Annotated in this window: 18 protein-coding genes; 14 read left to right on the forward strand and 4 right to left on the reverse strand. The window is 48.3% G+C overall.

Annotated features, from left to right (window positions below; translation table 11 throughout):
• Nucleotides 1-224 precede the first annotated feature (224 nt).
• Both BN1234_RS15125 and argH read left to right on the forward strand, forming a co-directional pair.
• Nucleotides 225-1460 carry an argininosuccinate synthase gene (locus BN1234_RS15125; RefSeq protein ID WP_054957499.1) on the forward strand — a complete coding sequence of 412 codons (1236 nt, stop codon included), beginning with the start codon at nt 225-227 and terminating at the stop codon, nt 1458-1460.
• Between the two features lie 142 nt (nt 1461-1602).
• Nucleotides 1603-3021 carry an argininosuccinate lyase gene (gene argH / locus BN1234_RS15130; protein ID WP_054957500.1) on the forward strand — a complete coding sequence of 473 codons (1419 nt, stop codon included), beginning with the start codon at nt 1603-1605 and terminating at the stop codon, nt 3019-3021.
• Between the two features lie 94 nt (nt 3022-3115).
• Here argH and BN1234_RS15135 read toward each other — a convergent pair whose 3' ends face one another.
• Nucleotides 3116-3892, reverse strand: a complete 777-nt coding sequence (locus BN1234_RS15135) for an alpha/beta hydrolase (protein WP_054957501.1) — start codon at nt 3890-3892, stop codon at nt 3116-3118.
• A gap of 247 nt (nt 3893-4139) precedes the next feature.
• Between BN1234_RS15135 and BN1234_RS15140 the strand changes: the two genes are divergently transcribed.
• From BN1234_RS15140 to BN1234_RS15155, 4 genes are read left to right on the forward strand one after another with little or no spacing between them, the layout of a single operon-like run.
• Nucleotides 4140-4709: a type IV pilus modification PilV family protein gene (locus tag BN1234_RS15140; protein WP_054957502.1), complete on the forward strand. Its 570-nt coding sequence runs from the start codon at nt 4140-4142 to the stop codon at nt 4707-4709.
• Nucleotides 4693-5250: a PilW family protein gene (locus tag BN1234_RS15145; RefSeq protein ID WP_054957503.1), complete on the forward strand. Its 558-nt coding sequence runs from the start codon at nt 4693-4695 to the stop codon at nt 5248-5250. Before BN1234_RS15140 ends, BN1234_RS15145 begins: the two co-directional genes overlap by 17 nt.
• A gap of 13 nt (nt 5251-5263) precedes the next feature.
• Complete coding sequence (locus BN1234_RS15150; RefSeq protein WP_054957504.1) at nt 5264-6985, forward strand: hypothetical protein; 1722 nt, start codon at nt 5264-5266, stop codon at nt 6983-6985.
• Nucleotides 6986-7033: 48 nt separating this feature from the next.
• Nucleotides 7034-8014 carry a phosphotransferase enzyme family protein gene (locus BN1234_RS15155; RefSeq protein WP_054957505.1) on the forward strand — a complete coding sequence of 327 codons (981 nt, stop codon included), beginning with the start codon at nt 7034-7036 and terminating at the stop codon, nt 8012-8014.
• A gap of 93 nt (nt 8015-8107) precedes the next feature.
• Here BN1234_RS15155 and BN1234_RS15160 read toward each other — a convergent pair whose 3' ends face one another.
• Nucleotides 8108-12571 carry a choice-of-anchor A family protein gene (locus BN1234_RS15160; RefSeq protein WP_054957506.1) on the reverse strand — a complete coding sequence of 1488 codons (4464 nt, stop codon included), beginning with the start codon at nt 12569-12571 and terminating at the stop codon, nt 8108-8110.
• Between the two features lie 315 nt (nt 12572-12886).
• On the opposite strand from BN1234_RS15160, the gene gspE reads away from it, so the two are divergent.
• From gspE to BN1234_RS15200, 8 genes are all read left to right on the forward strand, one after another.
• Nucleotides 12887-14551 carry a type II secretion system ATPase GspE gene (gene gspE, locus BN1234_RS15165; RefSeq protein ID WP_054957507.1) on the forward strand — a complete coding sequence of 555 codons (1665 nt, stop codon included), beginning with the start codon at nt 12887-12889 and terminating at the stop codon, nt 14549-14551.
• Between the two features lie 20 nt (nt 14552-14571).
• On the forward strand, nt 14572-15618 hold the full coding sequence (locus BN1234_RS15170) for a type IV pilus twitching motility protein PilT (RefSeq protein ID WP_054957508.1): 1047 nt from the start codon (nt 14572-14574) through the stop codon (nt 15616-15618).
• Nucleotides 15618-16823, forward strand: coding sequence for a type II secretion system F family protein (locus BN1234_RS15175; RefSeq protein ID WP_054957509.1), 1206 nt, complete (start codon nt 15618-15620; stop codon nt 16821-16823). The genes BN1234_RS15170 and BN1234_RS15175 overlap by 1 nt, the downstream gene beginning before the upstream one ends.
• 323 nt (nt 16824-17146) lie before the next feature.
• Nucleotides 17147-17623, forward strand: a complete 477-nt coding sequence (locus BN1234_RS15180; RefSeq protein ID WP_082423233.1) for a type II secretion system protein — start codon at nt 17147-17149, stop codon at nt 17621-17623.
• A 295-nt stretch (nt 17624-17918) separates the two neighbouring features.
• Entirely contained in the window at nt 17919-18668 is a 750-nt protein-coding gene (locus tag BN1234_RS15185; protein ID WP_054957510.1) for a prepilin peptidase, read from the forward strand.
• Between the two features lie 12 nt (nt 18669-18680).
• On the forward strand, nt 18681-20273 hold the full coding sequence (gene pilM / locus BN1234_RS15190) for a pilus assembly protein PilM (protein WP_054957511.1): 1593 nt from the start codon (nt 18681-18683) through the stop codon (nt 20271-20273).
• The gene (locus BN1234_RS15195) at nt 20257-20868 is read left to right on the forward strand and encodes a type 4a pilus biogenesis protein PilO (protein WP_054957512.1); all 612 of its coding nucleotides are present in this window, start codon (nt 20257-20259) and stop codon (nt 20866-20868) included. The genes pilM and BN1234_RS15195 overlap by 17 nt, the downstream gene beginning before the upstream one ends.
• 180 nt (nt 20869-21048) lie before the next feature.
• Nucleotides 21049-21768 carry a bactofilin family protein gene (locus BN1234_RS15200; RefSeq protein ID WP_054957513.1) on the forward strand — a complete coding sequence of 240 codons (720 nt, stop codon included), beginning with the start codon at nt 21049-21051 and terminating at the stop codon, nt 21766-21768.
• A gap of 29 nt (nt 21769-21797) precedes the next feature.
• On the opposite strand, the gene BN1234_RS15205 is transcribed toward BN1234_RS15200, so the two are convergent.
• Nucleotides 21798-22211 (reverse strand): hypothetical protein, encoded by a 414-nt coding sequence (locus BN1234_RS15205; protein ID WP_054957514.1) that lies wholly within the window; start codon nt 22209-22211, stop codon nt 21798-21800.
• A gap of 173 nt (nt 22212-22384) precedes the next feature.
• Nucleotides 22385-23594: VanW family protein (locus BN1234_RS15210; RefSeq protein WP_156337232.1), on the reverse strand; the 1210-nt coding region annotated here is incomplete at its 5' end.

Consider the following 23594-nt stretch of genomic DNA (forward strand, 5'->3'; position numbering starts at 1 on the left):
TATATTTGAGCTAGAGAAGTAGAATCGGCTCCAACGGAGAAGGCGGAATTGTTCTGGAGAAACGATAGTGGTCGCCTTTGTTCACAGATTTCTACATAGAATAAACATAGTTCAAGAAATCTGGGGACAAGAGCGATCGTAAGAACAATCCGCAATCGAAGTGATGCTAAAACTAAGACTCTATCATTCAAATATATATCGAAAAGAAAGGAAGAGGGTAAACCATGGCTAAACAAAAAATAGTACTCGCATATTCCGGCGGACTGGATACATCGATTATCCTGAAATGGCTGAAAGAGACCTACGACGCGGAGATCATTGCATTCACTGCGGATATTGGACAGAAGGAAGAGCTGGACGGCCTGGAGGAAAAAGCTCTGGCTACCGGCGCTTCCAAAGTATATATTGACGACCTCCGTGCAGAATTCGCTGAGGACTTCATCTATCCGATGTTCCAGGCTGGTGCCATGTATGAAGGGCAGTACCTGCTCGGCACAAGCATTGCACGTCCGCTGATCGCGAAGCGTATGGTCGAGATTGCCCGCGCTGAAGGCGCTACAGCGATTGCACACGGCGCGACAGGTAAAGGAAACGACCAGGTTCGCTTTGAGCTGGGTGTGGCAGGTCTCGCACCTGACATTGACGTGATTGCACCTTGGCGTCTGGAAGAGTTCCGTAATGCATTCCCGGGCCGTGCGGAGATGATCGCTTATGCAGAAGCGCATGGTATTCCGGTTACCGCATCTGCTGCGAAGTCCTACTCGATGGACCGCAACCTGTTACATATCAGTTATGAGAGCGGCGTACTTGAAGATCCTTGGTTCGATGCAAGTGCTCCGGAGAGCAAGGACATGTACCTGCTCAGCGTATCTCCTGAGGATGCTCCGAATGAGCCGGAATACCTCGAGCTTGAGTTCGAGAAGGGGAACTGTGTGGCGCTGAACGGTGAGAAGCTTAGCCCGCTTGCGGCGATGGAGAAGTTGAACGAGCTCGGCGGCAAGCATGGTATCGGCCGTGTTGATATGGTGGAGAATCGTTTCGTAGGCATGAAGAGCCGTGGTGTATATGAGACGCCGGGCGGAACCATTCTGTTCACAGCTCACCGCAAAATGGAGTCCATCACGATGGACCGTGAAGTAATGAATCTGCGTGACAGCCTGATTACCCGTTACAGTACACTCGTGTACAACGGTTTCTGGTTTGCTCCTGAGCGCTTGGCACTGCAGGCACTAGTAACCGAAAGCCAGAAGAACGTGACAGGTACGGTTCGCGTGAAGCTGTATAAAGGCAATGTCATTAGTGCTGGTGTAAAAAGCCCAGTCAGCCTGTACAACCCGGACATTGCAACGATGGAAGCGGATCCTACCCAAGCGTACGATCAAGGCGATGCAACCGGATTTATCCGCTTGAACGCACTGCGTTTGAAAGTGGCTGCCGGTGTGAACCAGAACAACCAGTAATCATTTATTTGTTTTCTATATATAAACAGGCGAAGGCCGTTTCATGTCCAGGTGAAGCTGGAGGCATATCCTTAACCGGATAGGCTTTCAGCTGCCGCTGGCGGGAGACGGCCCTCTGCCTTACACGAGAGGAGCGGGAGTTGTGAGTAAGTTATGGGGAGGCCGTTTTACGAAGCAGACCAACGCGTTGGTAGAACAGTATACGGCATCGATCGGCTTCGATAAGCAGCTGGCGGAAGAGGATATTCAGGGAAGTCTCGCGCATGTGACGATGCTGGGCAAGTGCGGCATTGTGCCGCAGGAGGATGTCGAGACCATTAAATCCGGACTGAACAAGGTGCTGGAGCGGATTCGTAAAGGCGAGATCGAGTTCTCGGTTTCTGATGAGGACATTCATATGAACATCGAGAAGAACCTGATCGAGGAAGTGGGAGCTGTAGGCGGCAAGCTGCATACCGGACGCAGCCGGAACGATCAGGTAGCAACGGATATGCACCTGTATCTGCGCAACCGCGTTGTTGAACTGACCGGTATGCTGCATGAGCTGCAATCCGCATTGATTGGCCAGGCGAAGGATAACCTGGATACGATTATTCCGGGCTACACCCATCTGCAGCGGGCGCAGCCTATTCTGTTCGCGCATCATCTGATGGCTTATGTGTCCATGTTCCAGCGTGATATTGGACGGCTGATTGACAGCTATAAGCGTATTAATGTTCTGCCGCTTGGCGCAGGTGCGCTCGCAGGGACAACATTCCCGATCGACCGTCACTTCGTTGCGGAGCAGCTTGGATTTGACGGAGTGTATGAGAACAGCCTGGATGCTGTAAGTGACCGCGATTTCATTATCGAATTCCTGTCTAATGCATCCATGATTATGATGCATCTCTCCCGTCTGAGTGAGGAACTGGTCCTCTGGAGCAGCACCGAGTTTAACTTCATCGAGCTGGACGATGCGTTCTGCACAGGCAGCAGCATTATGCCGCAGAAGAAGAACCCGGATGTGCCTGAGCTTGTCCGCGGTAAAACAGGCCGTGTCTACGGCAATCTGATGGGTCTGCTGACCGTGCTGAAGTCCCTGCCGCTTGCGTATAACAAGGATATGCAGGAGGACAAGGAAGGCATGTTCGATACGGTTGCAACGCTTGAAGGAGCCCTGCAGCTGTTCGCTCCAATGATCGCTACGATGAAGGTGAACAAAGGCCGGATGCGTGAAGCCGTGAACACAGACTTCTCCAACGCGACAGATATCGCTGACTTCCTCGTCGGCAAGGGTCTTCCTTTCCGCCAGGCACATGAAGTCATCGGCAAAACCGTACTCTACTGCATCCAGAACAACAAGTTCCTGCTGGATCTTACGCTCGAAGAGTTCAAGCAGTTCTCGGAGCTGTTTGACGACAGCATCTATCAGGTGCTGCAGCCGGAGACAGTCGTAAATGCCCGTAACGTATACGGCGGTACGGCTTCACCACAGGTGAAGGCAGCAATTGACCGTGCGGAGCAAGCGCTGGCTGTATCCGCTGAATGGATTGAGGCGCATGCCGCAGAAGCGGACAAATAAATATATTTATGCAAAAAGACTGCCGGGGAAGCCGAAAATGAGGCTTCCTGCGGGCAGTCTTTTTTTGATGCTATAAAGCTTATAGGGAACGATCTTACACCAGCGGCAAAGGCAGCCACTTCAGCACATCCTGGATTCGGTCGTCCCAGTACTGCCAGTCATGCGCCCCTGGCCCTTCAGTATAAGTAAGGTCCAGAGAGGTTTCACGGCAGGCCTTCAGGAAGGTCTGATTATCTTCATACAGGAAGTCTTCCGTACCGCAGCACTGGAACAGCTTCGGCTTCGATCCTTCAATTTGATCGATATTTTTGAGAAGTTCAAGCAAATCATTCTCCGTCCCCGAGATCGGTTTATCCCCAAAGATCAGATATCTATCCCGCGCGATGTCCTCCCGAACAAACCGTCCTGCCACATGAAGTGCCCCGGACATGCTTGCTGCAGCGGCGAACATTTCTGGTTTTCGTAGGGCAAGCTTAAAGGCCCCATATCCGCCCATCGACAGACCCGCAACGTAATTGTCCTCACGTTTGTCTGAGAGAGGGAAGAAGGAACGGGCGAGTGCCGGCAGCTCTTCGCTGATAAAGGTCCAATACTTTCCGCCGTACTCCATGTCTGTATAGAAGCTGCGATGGACCTGCGGCATAACCACAGCAATGCCCAGTGAGGCGACATAACGCTCGATGGAGGTTCGGCGCAGCCAGATCGAATCGTCATCGGATAAGCCGTGGAGTAGGTAAAGGGTAGGATGTTTATGACTGCCTGAACGGCTGTCCATGCCAATCTGGGAGGTCGTATTTTGCGGAAGAATAACGGTCATGGTGGTGCTGAGTCCAAGTGCGTCTGAATAAAAACGACAATTCATAAGAGCCATATGAATAATCTCCTCTCGTTGTTAAAAGCCGATTCTATAAATCTGGCAGATATGGCTGCCGATCCGGTCAGCCGGACTTCCTATATTTCCGATGATAGCACAACGCATGGTCAATATATATTATAAAATGTCGACTGACCGCCCAATCCGGCATTGATGGTTATAAGACCTCGGAATATAATGGAAATAGGAAAAACCGATCAGTTATTCGCAAATGTGAATTCCGGGAAAAGGAGGCGATATGGGCATGAAGAAAGGCTTTAGAGAAGAGCATGGTTTCACCTTGTTAGAGGTGCTGGCGGCTATAATTATTTTGTCGATTGTTTCCCTGGTACTAACGTCTTACTTCACGAATGCCATGTCCTACTCCAAATCGAACCAGAATAAGACGGTTATGGCGAATCTCGCACGGAACGCATTATTTTATATGGAGAAACAGGATTTTAAGAAGATGAAGGAGCTGTTTGATGCCGATAAGAGCCAGCAGCCCGATCTTGCAGGAAGCCTGTGCAAGGATGTAACCGGGTGCCTGTATAAGGACAAGTTCTTGAATCCGGACGTTCTTCCGGAAATCCTTAATCCGGTGATCAATGATGTTCAATATGAGCTTGAAATCGTCTATCAGGCAGATCTGCACCAGACGATGCTTGCGGGCGGGGACCCGGCTGATGGAAGTCCGGGAGCAGATGGAGAGAAGAGACAGATGGCTCAATATCTCCTGCCTGTGAAAGTGGTCGTTAAAGGGCCTGGTGGAGCCAGAGGACAAGCCCATGAGACGGTGGTGGAGGGATATATTACTGATGAAAAAATTCGCTAACCGCTTCAGATCGGAGTCCGGATTTACACTGGTTGAGCTCATCGCTGCGCTGATGATTTTTTCTCTCGTTGTTATCCTAATCTCTTCAGTTACCATCTTCGGGTTCAAGAATTATAACAAAATATCGATGGAGAATTCGCTCCGGGAAGAGGCTGATATCGTCATGTCTTCGATTATGACCGAGCTTTACAGCTTTGGACCGGAATATATAGAGAATATAGAAGCCGCAGGCAGCGGAATGAGTGGCATTGTGCTTATCCGGGGGGAAGGGAAGGAGACCGTTCGCCGGTCGATTAAGATCCTGGATGGCAGGCTGGTTATTGGAGATGTCGGCGCACCTCCTGCCGAGAACGATCCGCGAACCGCAGCAGATTTTGACTTGAGCGGCTCCACCATTCAGTCCAAAACAGCGGACGGGAGATTTTGTGAAGGGGAGAGGTTTTGCAGCAGCGGGCTCATTGATATTTCTCTTCAGCTTCAGCAGCAGGGCAGCGATGGCAGTCTCTATGAGCTGGCGCTTGAAAGCAAATTTGGATTTTAGGAGGACGTGAATCATGCCGGATAAGAAAGACGCCGTGCGGGTAACGAATGAACAGGGTTCTGCGTTGGTGCTGGTCATGTTTATTGCCCTCCTGCTTACGATCTTGGGCACAGCGGTGCTTAGTGCTGCCATAGGAGGGGCTCAGCGGACGGAAACAAGAAAGAATGATGTACAGAGTCTGCATCTCGCCGAGAAAGCACTGGAGGAGACGATTGCTTATATTACGGCAGAGCTCGAATCCAAGGTGAAGCTGAGCAATGACTCGAACAGGGGGGATTTGCACAGGGCTATCGACAGCTACTTGAGAAGCCTGGACGGGAGCATTGGAGCAGAGCTTTCGACAAGCACAGAACTGGAACAAGCCAATGGAAGAATTACGGGCATTGAATATAAACCGGCTGGAGATTCGGTAAGCTATACGCTGATCCTTACAGCGGAGGCGGATGTGAATGGGGTTCAGCGTGAGCTGACTCAGGAGGTGGTGTTCGACACCTATCCGGATTTTTTGAAGTACGTCCTAGGCTCAGAGGGAAATCTGACGATCAACGGTTCACCTGAAGTTCGGGGGAATATCTACGCCGGTAAAAAACTATATATCAGTGATACGGCCCTTTATGATTATAAATCCAATAATCTATCGCTCCCGTCGTCTCCATTCGAATTAACAGCCGCCGGCGGAAAGACAGGCAGCGGGGAAGCGCATGTTCAATCACTGGATGAGGTCATCTATTCGCGAAGCGACAGGACGGGATCCAGGAGTGCAGCAGAAATGCTAAAGGAGCCGGATCCGTGGCCCGGTATTCTTCCGATGGATAAGCTGATCATTAAGAATCACCGGAAGTTTGTTCAAATGAATGTGGAAGAGTCTTTTCTGGATAAAGTGATGGAGGCCATTGGAGAGGGAAGGGCAGGGGTAGACCGGAATCATGTTCGGGGCAAGATCAGAGATCAGGGATTAGCGGATTACCTTGGCAACTATTTTACGAAGGTTGAGCTGCCTCTGGTGAAGCCGGTTCAACCGCTTGTGCCGGAGGATTCCGAAGAGCCTGAAGATATAGAGCTATGGAGAAGTTACTATGAGGAGCTGAACAGCTACAACGAGAAAATTGACCAGATTACCAATCCGGATGAAACCCTCGTGATAAAAGGCGATTTGACCATCGATGGTATAGAAATGAAGAAGATTGAGTATATGGGTGGACCTGGTGAGAGACCATGGTATATCGTTGATGGCAATTTAAAAATGGATAACTACAACGAGGAACTGATGAAGGTCGCTGCCAATCTCCTCGTGACAGGCAGTCTGGAGATCAGGGGCGATGTGCAGCTGGATTCAACCATGTTCGTGCTGGGTCGGACCACGGTCGAGGATGCTTCGATTCGTGGAGCAGGAGCGGTTGTTATCTCGAAGGGACCAGTCTTGGTAAACCGGTTTGATGCATTCCAAAATACTACGGAGACGCTTAACGCTTTTTTCTATACGGATGCTACAGCGGAGTTGTACGGTGTGGGTTCGATCTTTTCGCTGAACGGCGGATTTTTCGCAAAGGGTGACTTGACCGTAAACGCAGTGAGAGGCGAGGCAAAGGATGGAGGCAGTGTGATCCAGGTGAATGACAACGGGTTAATCCGTTTTACCGCGAATTATGATGAACAGGTATATGTAACTCATGCAGCGGGTCTTCCCAGAGTTAATAATATCAGTGTCCAGGTTGGCCATGTTAAGCTGAAATAATCTCTTCCTCTCCATATTCATATCAAAAGTGAAAGGAACCTTACCGATATGATGGATCAAACGCTCATCACGATATTGAACAGCTATGGTATCGAACAGCCTGTGATTACCTTTCTAAGGCATAATGAGAATCGGACGTATAGAGTGGAGGATTCGGTGAAGGGACAAGTCTTTTTACTGCGAATTCATCAACCGCTTAAGCCGAGCATGAGCGGGCTTCAGCATACGTATGATGGAATGTTAGGCGAGCTGGAAATGCTGGAGAAGCTGGCGGAAGCAGGTATCCTTCGGGCCCAGAAACCTCTTCGTAACCGCGGCGGTGATTTAATTACAGTGATAGAGCAGGACGGAGAGGAGCTGAACTGCTCTGTGATGACATGGCTGGAAGGAAGAGATCTGCAGAAGAAAGACCTCAGTGACCCGGTAGTTGCTTCGCGCTTGGGAGCACAAATTGCCAAGCTTCATGCATTCCTCCGTCAATACCGTCTTGCGAACCCTGATCAGCGGCCTAGTCAAGGGATAGAGTATAACAACCAGCTTGTTGCTGCAATCAGACAAGGATTAGAATTGGGGCTGTTTACTTCTGAAGATGTTCAAGTGATTGAAGACAGTATCCAACGGATTAACGCTCGTCTTGAAGAGCAGGAGAATAAGGCTGAAGCTTGGGGTTTGGTTCACGGTGACTTGAATTTAGGCAACGTCATTCTGATGGATGATGGAGCCATGAGCATTATCGATTTTGGATTCTTTGGACCGGGGTATTATTTAATTGATGTCGCGATGGGAGCGATGATGGTTCCGGCTGAACAGCGGGAAGTATTTCTTGAAGGATATTACGGCGAAGCGGGCATGCCTGAGAAGGATATCGTTCTGCTGGAAGGCTTTATGTTAACTGCCATTATTGGATACTATGCATTCCAGATGGGGAATGAATCGGTGCATCCCTGGATGCGCGAGCGAATGCCGATGCTGTGTGAGAAGCACTGTCTCCCTTTTTTAGCAGGTGAACGGATTTGGTTAAACGTATAAAATATTGAACATAAGAACACCCCAACCGCTGTATATTTGCAGCAGTTAGGGTGTTTTTTAGCTTAGCATCATCATGGGAACCGGGGTTTTACCCTAGTATTTATCTTTACTATAAGTGCCTGATACCTTGATTGTCGCTTGAGCTTTAATTTTTACCGTCTTGCCGTTGATCTCGTACATATAAGTTACAGATACTTGAGACGTACCTTTCTTCCTTCCTGTAATGACGCCATGCTCATCAATAGAAACGGTGGACTCATCTGAACTCTTCCAGTTCAGTTGGCCTTTCAGCTCGTATTTGTTGAAATCACTTGGGATTACAGAGAGATTATTAAACAAGTCCTCTGTCCCGTTAATACTAACCGTCGCATCATCTAACCGAAGGCCGGTAAGGGCAGGAACAACTACGATATCATGTATATCCTCTATATTATTAGAAGTCCAAGGAGTGGTCACTTTAACCGTCACCTTATGAAGATCCGTTTTCTTCAAGCCGGTTATCTGGGCAGATTGGCCGTCTGAAGCGGGAGTCAGCTTCACATAGGAGGCACCATCGCCTAAAATTGACCACTGAAAGCCAGTTTCTTCAACCCCGGCAGGATTGGTAATCAAGTTAAGCGTGACACTTCCCCCTACATAGACCCGATTAGGACCTTCAATAATAATCTCATCCAGCTTCTCCGAGATCGTGATCGTATGCTCAGCGGACAAGACTCCATCCGGGAATTGATCTGTCAGAACCGTGGCGATCAGGGTAACGGTCCCTTTCTTCAGGGCAGTTATCTTTACAATGTTTAAGCCTGCTGCGTCCTGACGGAGTCTCACCATGTCGGATACATCATGTCCGTTCACCGGCTTAACACTCCACCGGTAACCGGTAACCTGTTCGCCTGTTGTTGTATACCGCGCTTCGAGCTGGAGTTCATCTTGTACTTTGGCAGTGTCTGGGCCTGAAATCGTTAACCCCCGGTTGATTACCTCGACCTCCACTATCTTATAAATGCCGCTGCCGTCTGTTGCGGACACCTTGATTTGGGCCTTGCCTTCCTGCAGGCCATGAATGATTCCCTCGCCAGATACAGACACCGTATTCGGTTTAAGAGATTCCCATGTAAGAAGCTTATTATCTGCATCTTCGGGAAGCACGGTAGGAATAAGCTGCTGCTCCGTTCCAACCAGAATCTTCGCTCCATTTAGGTCAATCTGTGATACCTTCACTACCGATGTAAAGGACAGGGTAGGGAAATCCACGGTTATGCGATTAAGCGGTTCGGGTGTTATGCCGAGATCGCCTTCAAAAGGGCGCAAAGACAAATAGTTGCCCCCTGTGGTCATTTTGTCAGCAATTATAGAACCAAATATGTTGCCCTCAAGACTGTAGTGAGCTTTAGGAGCTAGAACAGTACCTAAAACGCTGATACCTGAATTTAATACATCTGTTGCCTCATAATAATTATAGAGTACATGGCCAGCGTCAACGCCTCTAAGTGTTAATCCATTATGCATTTCAACCTGTGATCCATCAATGTTCACAATGACTGTAGAGCCTGAAGGAGCATGGATGGTGAAATTCCTTGAATTCGCTAACTTACTTCCTGCAATATGGAATACATTGAGTTTAGGATTAGTTCCAGTAAGTGTAATCAGTGATCCATTATTACTAATGACTGGATCAGCAGTGGCAGGAAGCTGAGCGATTGAAGCTGAGGTTCTTAGTAAGTGATTTTTTATGCTGTTAAAATCAATGGGATTATCCTTCACAAGTATTTTCTCAAAATTACTTACATCCCCGATGGTAGAGCCTCCATATGCAATTTTTTTTCCGTATGGGACCGAACCGCCACCCAATTGAATATCTTTTCCGGCAATGATGATATATTTATTAGAATTATTGCCTCCCGCGAGACTGAAACGAATTAAATCAACGTTTCCTCCTCCAGCAACCCCCCCATCACTTGAGAATCCTTTATTCTCTTTGGGGTTTCTATAAATATCATCCAAAATAAACATGACGAAGCCTTTAGGGATACCAAGCGTGGAATTAGAGTCATCACCATTTGACGATCCCTGACTTCCCCCTGCCTGAATAGAAGCATGTATATCCTCAAACTCTATCTTCGAATGGTCCAGCAAATAGACACCCTTCGTCTTCGGCTTTCCTTTTATCTGGAAGGTAATAGGCTTAGGGTTTTGCGGCTCATAGGATTTATTCACACCATTCACTTTATTAAGCTTGTAAGTAACATCGCCAAGGCTCCGACCAATTGTATAGCCTGTTGCGAGCGTTCCCGTCTTGGTGGTTCCCTCAGGTAAACCGGTAATTTCGAAATTCGGCGGAAAGGTCTCTGTATATTGGATATTCGTAATAACGAGGGTATCCTTCCCTTGATCACTTGGAGCGACAATATCATATGGGATCGAGTTTGGCGTTACTTTATAGTCGACTGTGACCTCTTCATCCCGCTTAACCTCATTGTTATTAGTTATCGGAGAGAGGGAACGTTCTGTTTTTAAGTTTGCAGCAGCCTTCCGGATTGTAAGCTTAATCGTCTTCGTGGTCATAGCTCCCTGCTTGTCCCACGCTGAAATCTCAATCTGGAGCTCGCCGCCATCAGGTAGCGGATTCTTAAAGCCTTGTGTCACGGTTTGCCCGGAGATGATAGCCATATCTTTAATGGTCATATCACGAATATAGGCATTATCTTTCTTGAACTTGATGCTGGTAAGCAAATTACGGTCTTTTAAATCCCAGTCATCCACTGTGTAGCTGAGCATGAGATTTTCCTGATAGGATGGATGAACGCTGTTGTCTTCCGGTGTCCGAACAGTGATTTCAGGAGCATGGTTAGCGCCGGTGAAGGCACGGTACATGGTATTCACGAACAGCTTCTGCTCCCATTCAGGGAATTTTTCCGTATTGCTTCCTGTAAAAATATGCCCTGTTCCCGAATAGGTTACATTGCCCTTGGAGTAAGTGTAGTAATGATTCCAGCTGTCGTTGACATCCCGATTACTGCCCTCAATGTTATACCAGGGAATAATATTCGGATCCTCCAGGTTAAGGGTGAAGTACTGATTGTGTGTGGTAGCGACCTGATAGATTGGCTTGTCATCCGTTTTTTTCGACAGGTTAAAAGGATACTGAGTGAGCAGCCCATCATTCACAGGTGTTACGAGCTTTGATGTATTCGGTGCGTTTAAGCCAAGATTCGTCTGAGGAGGAATCTGACCTGTAATGGTCTGGAATTTGCTCATCCATTCGGCTGTACTCGCGTAAATCGTGTCATGAGTAAACATAACGCTTTGTTTGGTCTTTTCGGAGAATTCAACAACTGCGTCGGCAGCCAGTGAGCTTATGGGAGCCTTCGTATTATAAATGTCGGCAAAACCGAAAATAAGCATGTCATAGGTACCGTTCAGGCCATATTGCTGGCTCGCAGTATAATTCGTTTTAATATAATTGTTAAACTCATCTATGGTCTTCGTTTCAATCTTCAACTCATAATCATCGCTCTTCAGGAAGCCAGGATTCATGTTAGCGGAATTCAGCAAAGAACTGCTTTGCTTACCTTCATTCCGGGGCAGCACTTGAAGGATGTTGACAATGGTCTTCTTGCCATGGAAGCGGATCGAACCACTGTCATAATCCTTCCATTGATACGGGTTAAGCTGATCGACAATTTCAAGCTTCCAGTACAGAACACCGGAGTAGGTCTTCGGCAGCTTGTACTTCATTTCTGCAGAGGAACTGTTATCGAGCGTTGTAGACGCAACCAGATGATCTGCTGTCATCGCTATTGATTTATCTACACTCATGTACAGGTTGGCTGTAATAGGCCGATTCTTGAAATCCTTCACATTGGACACATGGATCTTATAGGTGAGTTCATCCCCGATTTGGTAGATATGATGTGTAGTATCTGTACTGTACTCCCTGATTTCGGACTTGTTCGTAATTTCTAGCCGGGGGCGCTGCTTTAAGCCCGGGAGATAGCGGGAGGTACCATTCTTAATGCCCTCAACGATCTTATTCAATTCTTCTGTGCCTACAAATACAACGTTTGATTTAGCAGTTGATGGAGTGCGGTAAAGATTGAAAGACTCGTATAAGTTACCCCGTTCGGCGGTTTTTTGATTGATAAAAGGATCCGTATGCAAAAATACATAAAGCCCTTTATTAATATAATGATCGATAATAGCTTTGGCTTTCAGCTTCGTAATGTCGTTCATTACACCCGCTGTATTATGATCAGTTCCTTTGACCCCGCTCTTGCTGTATTTTCCCTTACCTATATATATAGCATCATACTTTCCATCCAGATCTGTGCGAAGAGAGACGAACCTTTTCATGCTCATCGTATCGACCGTTACTCCGCGAGTGCCCGACTTCAGGCCCCCTAGGTCTGTTGACCCGTTTTCCGTTACCTCCAAAATTCGAATGGTATAACCGGAATCCTCCGCTTCTGCTCTAGTTAGAAAGTCCCTGATTGGCAGAATGAGCAGTATTAAAATAAACGCTGCAGCTACAATCCAGCCAATTCTCCTATAACGTTTCATTGCTGCTGCTCGCCTCCTTCTACTCCGGAATTTATAATACGATGCAAAGTAACAAAATTGCCATTTATTTGACAGTTTTCGCGCAGAATCTGTTGTAAAATTTACCAATGTGTGTTATATACATTCTAGGTCAAAACTCTCATCTAATCAATGAAAAAGAATGAACATATCTCTAGTATTTGTAACTATATAACTATATGGAATCGTATTTTACGAAACAGATGTCGGTACTGGATTTCATCGTTGCGGAACTTGCTGTTCAGTATAGGAACCTGGGTTCAAGGAATGAAACCATGCAGAATGGAGTGATTGGATATGGCCATCGTCAAGAAGCGACTGGGAGACTTGTTGGTAGAGAACGGGCTTATTTCACCAGCGCAGCTGCAAGAAGCTTTAGAAGAACAGCGCAAGACGAAGCGAAGGCTTGGCGATCTGCTCCTGTCCCAAGGCTACATTACTGAGCAGCAATTGATCGAAGTGCTGGAATTTCAGCTTGGTATACCGCATGTGAGTCTATTTAAATATAATATCGATCCGGCCATCACCGGCATTATACCGGAGAGTATGGCGAAGCGGCATCAGGTCCTTCCTTTCATGAAAGAGGGCGGCAAGCTGATGGTTGCCATGGCTGATCCTCTGGACTATTTTGCGATTGAGGATTTGCGGATGACGACAGGGTTCCGGATCGAGCCGGCTATATCCACCCGTGAAGAACTGCAGCGAGCTATCGCCCGGCATTATGGGATGAAGGATTCCATGAGCCAGATGATGGTGGAGCTTCCGTCACAGGAAGAGTTCGAGGAGACAGAGATCACCGATGAAGCATCACCGATCGTGCGTCTCGTGAATCAGATGATCCAGCAAGCTGTTCAGCTTCGGGCGTCCGACATTCACATAGACCCGGGTGAGAACAATTTATCGATACGCTATCGGATTGACGGGGCACTGAAGACCGAGCGTATGATCCCGAAGCAGATGCAGGGATTCATCACCGCCAGGATCAAGATTATGGCAAGGCTGAATATTGCAGAACGCAGACTTCCACAGGATGGCCGTATCAAGATGCAGTTCGAATACAAAATGATCGATATTCGTGTCTCTACACTTCCAACAATGCACGGGGAGAAAATCGTGCTCCGGCTGCTCGATCTGACCTCGGGTGTGAAGTCACTGGATAATCTGGGCTTTAATGAGCGGAACGTTGAGGCATTCCGCGCCATGATCGAACGGCCGTACGGGATTTTGCTTATTACTGGTCCAACGGGAAGCGGCAAGACAACCACCTTATATTCGGCGCTTAACCATTTAAATAGGGAGAATGTCAATATCATCACCGTTGAAGACCCGGTGGAATATCAGCTGGAAGGCATTAATCAGGTACATGTGAATTCTGCAGTGGGGCTTACATTTGCTGCCGGGCTTCGATCCATTCTCCGTCAGGACCCTAATATTGTCATGGTGGGGGAAATCCGGGATACAGAGACGGCGGAAATTGCGGTCAGAGCTTCCCTGACAGGACATTTGGTGTTATCTACACTCCATACCAATGATGCGGTCAGTACGATTTTTAGGCTGCGAGATATGGGGGTAGAGCCTTATCTGATTGCATCTTCCCTGCTTGGCGTAGTGTCACAGCGGCTCGTTCGCAGAATCTGTTCAGAGTGCCGGGAGACATATAGACCGACGGAGCAGGAATCGATTTTACTGCGTAATTACGGCCTGCATAAGGATACCCTTCATAGAGGAAAAGGCTGTGGACACTGCAACAGCACAGGATACCGGGGCAGGATCGCTATTCATGAAGTAATGACTATTGATGACCGCATGCGTGCGCTCATTGCAAGCTCTGCTTCTGCAGAGGAACTGCGGCGCTCAGCTCTGGAAAACGGAATGATCCAGTTGATGGAGGACGGAATTGTAAAAGTAAGTGAGGGCATTACAACGCTTCAGGAAGTCATGCGAGAGTCAGTTGCCCATTAGTCTGGAAGGAGGCGGCCAAGTTGACAGACACAAGGAATATCATTTTTTTACTTCAAAAGGCGCATCAATCCCAGGCATCAGATTTGCATATTTCCGTAAATTCCCCGCCCATGATGAGGGTAGATGGTCAGCTCCAGCCGATGGATGAGGTTGTCGTTTCTTCTGAAGAAGCAGCCGGGATGGCGGAGGAGCTGCTCGGCAAGGAGCGGATGGAACATTTCCTGAGTGTGGGCGAGTTGGATTTCTCCTATCCCCTGGAGGACGGAATACGTTTTCGAGTCAATGTGTACAGACAAAAGGGGCTGATAAGCATTGCTGCCCGTTCCATTCCATCCAGGATTCCTACACTTGAAGAGCTTGGGATGCCGTCCGTCTTGTCTAATCTGGCGCTGAAGCCGCAAGGACTCATTCTCGTTACCGGCCCTACAGGAAGCGGTAAATCCTCCACACTGGCGGCGATGCTTGATCTTATTAATCACATGGAGCGCAAGCGTATTGTCACCTTGGAGGACCCGATCGAATTTTTGCATAGCCACGGGACAAGCCTGGTAGATCAGAGAGAGGTTGGCAGCGATACGGCAAGCTTCTCGAATGGACTGAGAGCAGCACTGCGTCAGGATCCGGATGTGATTCTTGTGGGCGAGATGAGAGATCTGGAGACCATTTCAGCAGCGGTAACCGCAGCGGAAACAGGCCATCTTGTATTATCCACCCTGCATACCACCGACGCACCGAAGACGATTGACCGGATTATCGATGCGTTTCCGGGGCATCAGCATTCGCAGATCCGTTCCCAACTGGCCTCCGTGCTCGTTGCCGTCATTTCTCAGCGATTATTTCCCCGTGCGGGTGGGCGGGGGCGCTTATGCGCCTCGGAGATACTCATTAATACACCTGCTGTAGCGAACCTGATCCGGACGGATAAGACACATCAGATCAAGAATGTGATGCAGACAGGACGTAATTTAGGGATGCACACTTTAGAGATGGCGGTACGTGAGCATCTTCAGAACGGATCGATCCTGCCGTCTGCGGCGAAGGCCTACATTGCGGAGGTGAGCGGCTGATGCAGCAGTTCGAGTATCAGGTCAAGACGGGCAGCGGCAAGCAGCTTAAAGGCAAGCTAAGTGCCGTGGATAAAGCCTCTGCTATGGAGGAGCTGCGCAAACGGGGTTTGACGGTATTCTCACTCATTGAAACGAAGCAGACCATCTTGTCGATGGATATTTATATAGGCAACCCGGTAAAACCGATTCACTTCATTATTTACTGCCGCCAGTTTGCAACGTTGATCCGCGCTGGAGTATCAATTGTGGATGCAACAAGGATTTTGGCTGAACAAACGGACAGCAAGCCGCTCAGAAAAGCCTTGATTCATGTGAACTCCAGCCTGCTTCGGGGGATATCCTTCTCCCAGGCTGTACAGGATCATAAGAAGATCTTCCCGCCATTATTCGTAAGCATGATTCGCGCAGGCGAAGAGTCAGGAGACCTGGAAGGGACGCTGGACCGTCTGGCACTTTATTACGAGAAGCAGCACAACACGACTGAAAAGATTAAATCTGCACTCACATATCCGGTTACGGTAGGGCTCATGGCAATAGCTGCAGTAGTTTACCTCCTGTGGGCTATCGTGCCGCAATTCGTCTCCATGTTCGAGTCGCTGGATGCCGAACTGCCTGCAATTACAAAAATAGTACTCGCCCTCAGTGATAGCATCAAGGAACAATGGTATTTCTGGCTGCTGGCAGTTCTTGCGCTGATCATTGCCCACCAGATCATGAAAAGGACAGAGCGGGGAGCCTACTGGCTGGATTACGCCAAGCTCAAAATGCCGGTGTTCGGCAAGCTGAACCAAAAGGGCTCCATTGCCCAGTTTACGCGCACATTCGCCTCACTATATGCCAGTTCGGTGCCCGTGCTGCAGTCCTTAAACATCGTGGAGGAGGTCGCTGGCAATAAAGTCATCGGACAATACATCCGCAGTGCAGGTGATTCGCTTAGTCAGGGTAAACCGCTCTCCGAGCCGCTAAAAAAAGCCTGGGTCTTCCCACCGCTGGTCACCCAAATGATCGCCATTGGTGAAGAAACAGGAGCACTGGACCAAATGCTCTCCAAGGTTGCGGATTTCTATGAGATGGACGTAGAGAATACCGTGGATCGTCTGAAGTCACTGCTTGAACCGCTGTTAATCGCCTTTCTGGCCTGCATCGTGGGTATCATCGTGGCCGCGATCATGCTGCCGATGTTCAGTATGTACGGAAATATGTGATCTACTGCTTTGACATAGATTGGATTATCTCTTGAGAGGGGTGACGCCGGGGGAGTGAACTTTTAGTGGTGGTACCATGCACGTCATTCGACCCGACGGAAACACAGCCTTAAGCTTTACCGCACATTACGGAGATTTCCTCTCCTGACGAACGGATGAATTTATTCAAGCTAACATCCCATTCTTTTTGTTGTTTATTTTATGTCTCTACTAGACTCATAGATTCCAGATTCATAGATTCGTAGACTCTCAGTCTCTCATATTCTCAGACTCTCAGACTCATAGATTTTCCGATACAACCAAATTAATAAGGGGGATTTCCCATGTTGACCAAAGCTCTAAAAGCTAGAAAAGAAAGGCTGCAAGACGAAAAAGGCTTCACCCTGATCGAACTCCTGGCCGTAATCGTAATCCTGGGTATCATCGCAGTTATCGCAATACCTATGATCGGTAACATCCTTGACAAGTCTAAAGCTGATGGAGATGTTGCAACTGCTCGCCAAATTTATGATGCAGCAAGATTGTATGTCATAGGAGAGAATGATGGTGACTTCACAAAAGATCCTGAAATTACGCTTGGAAATCTTCAAACTGGAAAATATATGGATGGAACTGTAGTGCTACCAAGTACCAAAGCAACGTTGGATGGGACTAACACAGTGGTTAAATTTAATGGGGATGGAGAATTGACCGGCGTTACATTAGCTCCTTCTGGTAGTGATGATCCTATTGATTATGAGGCTACGGAAGTGCTCGGAGTTAAACCTACAAAACCTTCAGGTGGAGAGTCTGGAAACTAATCTTTATCACATACACCCATAAATGAGTGCTTAACTCCCACCGCCGCAGTGAGCGGAGAGGACGGAATCGTACTGGAGAAGCGTTAGCGGTCGCCTTTGTCTTCGGATTTCACCCGTTGAATAAGTCCATTCAAGAAATCCGAAGACAACAGCGATCGTAAGAACGATCCGTACTCGCAGCGGCCTCACCACGACCCAACGAAAAAGAGTTAAGCACTCATTCACCCCCCACAGGAATCGGGATTACCATTCACCCCCCGGTTCCTGTTTCAAATTAAAGGCGGACTGAACACTAATGACAACAATGCTAGCAATCTATATCACGATACTCGGAATGGTACTTGGCTCCTTCTTCAATGTGGTCGGCCTGCGGATCCCTGTCGGGAAATCGGTCGTGCGCCCGCCTTCACAGTGTGGCGCCTGCCATAAGCAGCTGACAGGCCGTGACCTGATCCCGGTCTTCAGCTTCCTGCTCGCAGGCGGCAGATGCAGACATTGCGGCGCCAAAGTATCTGTAATATACCCGCTGGGCGAAGCCCTTACCGGGCTGCTGTTCCTATGGGTTTACTTACGCTTTGGCCTGACGGCGGAAGGAATCATCGGCTTCCTGCTGGTCAGCATGCTCATCATGATCACCGTAGCAGACCTGAAATATATGCGGATACCGAACAGAATCCTGCTCTTTTTCCTGCCGATTCTGGGTGCGCTCATCTTGATATTCCACGTGGCTCCACTCGGGCAGCATGTGCTGGGCGCGCTGCTTGGCGGAGGTGTCATGCTGCTGCTCGCCTGGTTTGGCGGCATGGGCATGGGCGATGTGAAGCTGTTTGCACTATGCGGCTTTGTGGTCGGATTTCCGGGTGTAATTCTGGCATTTCTGGCTGCTTGCTTATGCGGGGTCTTGGTTGGCGGTATTCTCCTGCTCCTTGGCGTTATCAAGCGAAGACAGCCTATTCCTTTTGGTCCATGGCTGGCATTGGGTACGCTCATCACATATGGTTACGGTTCACAGATTATTAGCGGGTATCTCTCGCTCATCGGTTAGGAGGATATACGGATGCTCGGTTTAGGACAAAAAACGGCCGGTCTCTCCATAGAACAAACAGGGATCCGCTACGTTCGGCTGCACAGGAAGACGTGGGAGATCGACAAGAAGATTTTTCTTCCTTTACCGCCGGGTTTGATTAAAGAAAATCAGATTGCAGATGGCGAAGCGATGCTCGACCTCCTCAAAAAGACAGTGAAGGATTCGAGAATAAAGGGCAGCGAAGTTTCGCTCTCCATACCGCCATCCCAGATGATTGTCCGAAAAATGGTCATTCCAAGTACGAACAGCAAGCAGGTTGAGCAGCTTATCAAGCTGGAGGTCGAGACCGGTCTGCACCTGCCGTTTGAGAACCCGGTATATGACTACGTTGAAACCGGCAGTGAAGAAGGACAGACCCATCTGCTAGTTGTGGCTGCTCCGCGCCAGCTCATTCAGGATTATGTGGATGTCGTAGAAAGTGCCGGACTCAAGGTGAGCAATGTTGAGATTTCAGGCACTGCATTAGCCCGTGCGATCATGTTGGGACAGGGGAATGAGTTAGCAGAGACAATGCTGATTCATATGGAAAAATCCTTGCTGGACGTTTACATGTTCCACCGCGGCGACCCTGTATTTATGCGTACGATTAACTTGTATGACCTGGATTCACTCTCACAAGCCGGCGGAAATGATACAGACACCGAGCCAGACTCCGGTACCGTCAGTAAGCATCTTGCTCCGGAACAAATCGTTGAGATTACGGCAGAGATATCAAGAATGCTGAACTTTTATCAATACAGCTTGCACGATGGAACAACTCGAATTCAGGATATCATTATTACGGGGACAGCGGAACATAGAGAACAATTGTATGAAGAATTGCGCCAGTCGCTGTCTGATATAGAGATGCATACCGTTGATTTTCTTCATCTTAAAGACCGCGTCTCACCTGGTCCTGAGTTTAATGATTACCGTCTGGCTATAGGCAGCGCATTAATGGGCTCCGGAGGGCATAAGGTTAACCTGCTTCCCCGGGAAGATCGTGAAACGGTGCTGTTTCCTTACATTGCAGCTGCATTGGTTGCGATATGGGTGCTCGGTGTGGTGGCTACAGGTGCTTTTTATATACTGAACAAGGGACAGATCAGCAATCAGGCTGAACGAGTGGAGGCGCTGCGTGATCAGAGAAGTCTGGTGGAACAGGAGCTTGCTTCGTTAAACAAGAGCGGACTTGGGCAGTCGGAGCGGATAGAAGCGATCGGGGAAATTAAGCAGAACCGGGAGAACCCTGTGTTCATCCTTAACGAAACGCTAGGCAGCCTACCCAAGGGCAGCATACTGCGGGATATCGGCTACAGCTATCGTTCGGGCATAGATCTTACCGTCCATGTACCGAATATGGCACAGTCATCTGAATATTTGGTGAACCTGCGCAGACTGCCGTTTACGGCGGATGCGGTAATTCTTAATCTGGAGAACGGGATGCGCGGACAGAAGAATATGGCGCCCGGAAAAGATTTCTATACAGCAGTCTATAAGGTGAAGCTGAAGGCAGGTAAACGTGTGAAGGATCAGGCTACGGATTGGGAACAGGAGGGCAGCAGTCATGGAGCAGTTAAATAAATATCGGTCTGCAATCGTGCTGGGTGTATTGTTTCTATTCCTGCTGTTATTTGCCTTTTTTATGCTCGGTCTGCAGCCTACCATTAAGGAATTAAATGATCAAAAGGTCGAGATGGCCCGGATTGAGGAAGAGACGGCGCTGCTCCAGAACAAGGTTAATGAAATGAAAGGAACAGGCGTCACAAGTGAAATATCTGAAGCTGATTCTCTGGCGGCCCTTCCGCAGAGTGATGCTGAAGAACAGCTGGTGCTGGATCTGCGGCTGGTGGGGGCCAGATCGCAGGCCATTTTGAAAAAAGTTGATTTTAATCTGACCGAGGCGAACGAAATTGCTATTATGACAGGCAGCAGTGAAGGAGTATATTCTTTCATTAAAGAAGTGAAGATGAACGCAGAGATTGAAGGCAGCTATGAGCAGATCTACGCCTGGATCAATGAACTGGATCAACTGCCAAGAATCATTAAGGTAGACTCGTTCCATTTTCAGCAGCCGGCAAGTCAGCCTGAATTCATGAACAGCACACCGATAATCGCCAATATTGTGTTTACTGCTTATTATGAAAATATTCAAGGAAAAGCGGCTATCGTGCAATAAGATTCTTAAAGCTTTATATCATGCGCATCCAAATCGGTTCCTTTCAAGTCAAGGAATCGATTTTTTTATATACTTTAACTCCTTCTCCAGACCGAGATGAATTTCCGTCACGGGTACGTATGCTGCAGCGGGATCTTATGATACATTAAATGGAAATGTTGAATAACGGGAGGCAGTAACATGGAAGATCAAAAGCGTCATGACCTGCATATGTCAGGATTCGGGAAAAGCGCCGGAGGAAAGTATGGTAAGGTTCAGCTGGATGGAATGGGGACGATTGGCGGAGATCTGGACTGTCACGACTTTATTGGTAACGGAAATGTCAGTGTGAAGGGTTCGCTTACTGCAGGCAAGGTTCGCATTCATGGAAACGGAACTATAGATGGACCGGTTGATGCGATGGAAGTGCATGTTGGAGGAGCAGCCAAGGTTAAAGGGGCTCTTAGGAGCCGAACGCTAGCGGTGATGGGACGGTGTAACGTCCTGGGTCAAGTCACAGCATTGAAGATTGAAATTGGCGGTTCCCTGAAAGCGGCACATGTGCAGGGAGAGAAGATCGAAACCAAGGGCCACTTTTCGGTCGATGGTATTATGGAAGCTGAAACGATGGACATTCACTTATTGGACCGTTGTGAGGCTCAGGAAATTCGTGGAGACTTTATTAAGGTGCGTAAAAAAGGGTCACGGTTCTGGGAGCAGCTATCGATCTCGTTTCGGCCGATGCGTTTATTCGTACGTTTTCTGAATGGCGGCATCGTAGATGTGGAGCATACCGAGGCGGAAGTAATCAGCGGCAATCGGGTGATTCTCGGACCAGGCTGCAAAGTGCGTGTAGTCGAATATAGGGAGGAATTTATTCAGGACCCTTCCGCAGAGGTGGGCGAGGTGCGCCGTATCTAAACATTGCCGGGGGTTCGTGTCCCGTTTTGTCACTTTGTAACCAGTAAACTCTCCATAACAAATTTAACACGTTCATCTTCAAAAGCGTCATCAGCGACGTGGAAAAGTAATATATTTGCTGCCTGATATTTGCGATGTGGAACTACATCTGCTGTCGCTGTTTTATCTTCGAAATCCTTTAATCCCTTTTTAGCCTCTTTGCTCGAGGTAAAGATATATATGCTGATGGACTGTTTATCATCAAGCAGATATCGCTCAGGTGAGACATGATTATAAGTTCTTGAAAACACAGATTCTGAATTAGTGTTTGTTTGCTTTGATAACTGAATCCCATGCCTTTCAAATGAATCTATAATTCGAGCAGACGTGACAATTATTTCATCATCTGTACATCCGGTAATTATTAAGCACATCAAAAAAACAACCATCATCATTTTCCTCATTTACATTTACCCCCTATCGATTTGCATCCTTATATTCCTTACTATCCAACATAACGGAACCAAGCCGGATAATGTTGCAAATATTTGGTTGCTACACTAAAAATGGCGCTGCCAGGAATTCATCCTGTCACCGCCCTTTCTAGATTTTAGTTTATTGGCCACATGCATGAACCCTAACGGATGCTTATTCCATCCTCTATGATTGGTGCCTTGGGCATATCCTGCGAGCGTGGAAGCGTACCGTCCGATGGATTCATCCCGATGATTGTGCTTTGGCCCCGGTAAATGTCCCGGGATATTTTATCACGTTTAACGACTTTGCCATCCACTCTCTTGGTCCGGTAGGTTTCTACAATAAAACCGGGTTTGCCTTTTTGGATAATTCTGTGGTTGTCGTAATCCAGTGAGGAGTCAAGAGTATATTTGAGCGGAGCGGGAATGCTCTGCACGATTTTTGATTCCAGCGAGTAGGCCGTGTTCTTCGGAAATGTTCCGAACAATTTGAGGGTCAGCGTTCTACCCTGTACCTCGGAGTGAATCAGCAGATATTTGCCGGTATTATTGCGAAACCGGAAATTGATGTACCCTTCGGCAAAGGTGGCATCCAGACCTTTCGGCACATAATCCACCGGGAGCGAGTGGTTGAGGCGCTCTGTTACCTCAAGCCCTGTCAGCAGCACGGCGTTATAAAGGGTACTGGATACCTGACAGATTCCTCCCCCGATTCCCGGCTCCAGTCTGCCGCCAACGATCACAGGGGCTTTTTCAAAACCGTATAATTTCTGGGCCTTCTTAACGACCTCGGCATAATTAAATTCATCACCCGGCTTTAGGATCATCCCGTTCACCGCTTGGGCTGCGGAAGTGATATTATGAACTCTTCCTGGACCGCTTGCACCGAGTGAGGTGGAAAACTCCATGATTTTCTGTTCAATACCTTCTGCCTGTAATGACTTCACGGTGACCTCAGGTGCATGTAAAGTGAGCGGGAGCTCGATCTTTATTCTCGGGTATGGACCTGCCTGAACAGGAGAGAAATCACCTGGAACCGCTGCGCTAAAGCGATCCTCGAGAACGGTCCAATCGATCCGGAAGGCTGTATGCTCAGGTAAATAGCGTACCATGTCACCAGAGATGCTGCGTACGGCATTTACCGGCTCGCCGAACCGCTCCTTTTCCCAGCCGGCATGGAGCCTGCGCTTCAGTGCGTCACGGTCCCATTCCGGATGAATGCCCCATGTTGTGTTGAACTTGTAACGCTTTGCTGCCCGCTCCCACAAATTCCCCTCCGTTAGTCCCGATAGGGCATTGCGGAAATCGTCTGCCTCATATTGTATGCCCGCTTCTTTAAGGCTGAGTATCTCTTCATCGCCATCCATATGC

The organism is Paenibacillus dakarensis (assembly GCF_001373415.1).
GTDB lineage: Bacteria > Bacillota > Bacilli > Paenibacillales > Paenibacillaceae > Paenibacillus_AQ > Paenibacillus_AQ dakarensis.

Coding starts and splice junctions, on each gene's coding strand:
- BN1234_RS15125 (WP_054957499.1), top strand. CDS start 225: ATGGCTAAACAAAAAATAGTACTCGCATATTCCGGCGGACTGGATACA.
- BN1234_RS15135 (WP_054957501.1), bottom strand. CDS start 3,892: ATGGCTCTTATGAATTGTCGTTTTTATTCAGACGCACTTGGACTCAGC.
- BN1234_RS15140 (WP_054957502.1), top strand. CDS start 4,140: ATGAAGAAAGGCTTTAGAGAAGAGCATGGTTTCACCTTGTTAGAGGTG.
- BN1234_RS15145 (WP_054957503.1), top strand. CDS start 4,693: ATGAAAAAATTCGCTAACCGCTTCAGATCGGAGTCCGGATTTACACTG.
- BN1234_RS15150 (WP_054957504.1), top strand. CDS start 5,264: ATGCCGGATAAGAAAGACGCCGTGCGGGTAACGAATGAACAGGGTTCT.
- BN1234_RS15155 (WP_054957505.1), top strand. CDS start 7,034: ATGATGGATCAAACGCTCATCACGATATTGAACAGCTATGGTATCGAA.
- BN1234_RS15160 (WP_054957506.1), bottom strand. CDS start 12,571: ATGAAACGTTATAGGAGAATTGGCTGGATTGTAGCTGCAGCGTTTATT.
- gspE (WP_054957507.1), top strand. CDS start 12,887: ATGGCCATCGTCAAGAAGCGACTGGGAGACTTGTTGGTAGAGAACGGG.
- BN1234_RS15175 (WP_054957509.1), top strand. CDS start 15,618: ATGCAGCAGTTCGAGTATCAGGTCAAGACGGGCAGCGGCAAGCAGCTT.
- BN1234_RS15180 (WP_082423233.1), top strand. CDS start 17,147: ATGTTGACCAAAGCTCTAAAAGCTAGAAAAGAAAGGCTGCAAGACGAA.
- BN1234_RS15185 (WP_054957510.1), top strand. CDS start 17,919: ATGACAACAATGCTAGCAATCTATATCACGATACTCGGAATGGTACTT.
- pilM (WP_054957511.1), top strand. CDS start 18,681: ATGCTCGGTTTAGGACAAAAAACGGCCGGTCTCTCCATAGAACAAACA.
- BN1234_RS15195 (WP_054957512.1), top strand. CDS start 20,257: ATGGAGCAGTTAAATAAATATCGGTCTGCAATCGTGCTGGGTGTATTG.
- BN1234_RS15200 (WP_054957513.1), top strand. CDS start 21,049: ATGGAAGATCAAAAGCGTCATGACCTGCATATGTCAGGATTCGGGAAA.
- BN1234_RS15205 (WP_054957514.1), bottom strand. CDS start 22,211: ATGAGGAAAATGATGATGGTTGTTTTTTTGATGTGCTTAATAATTACC.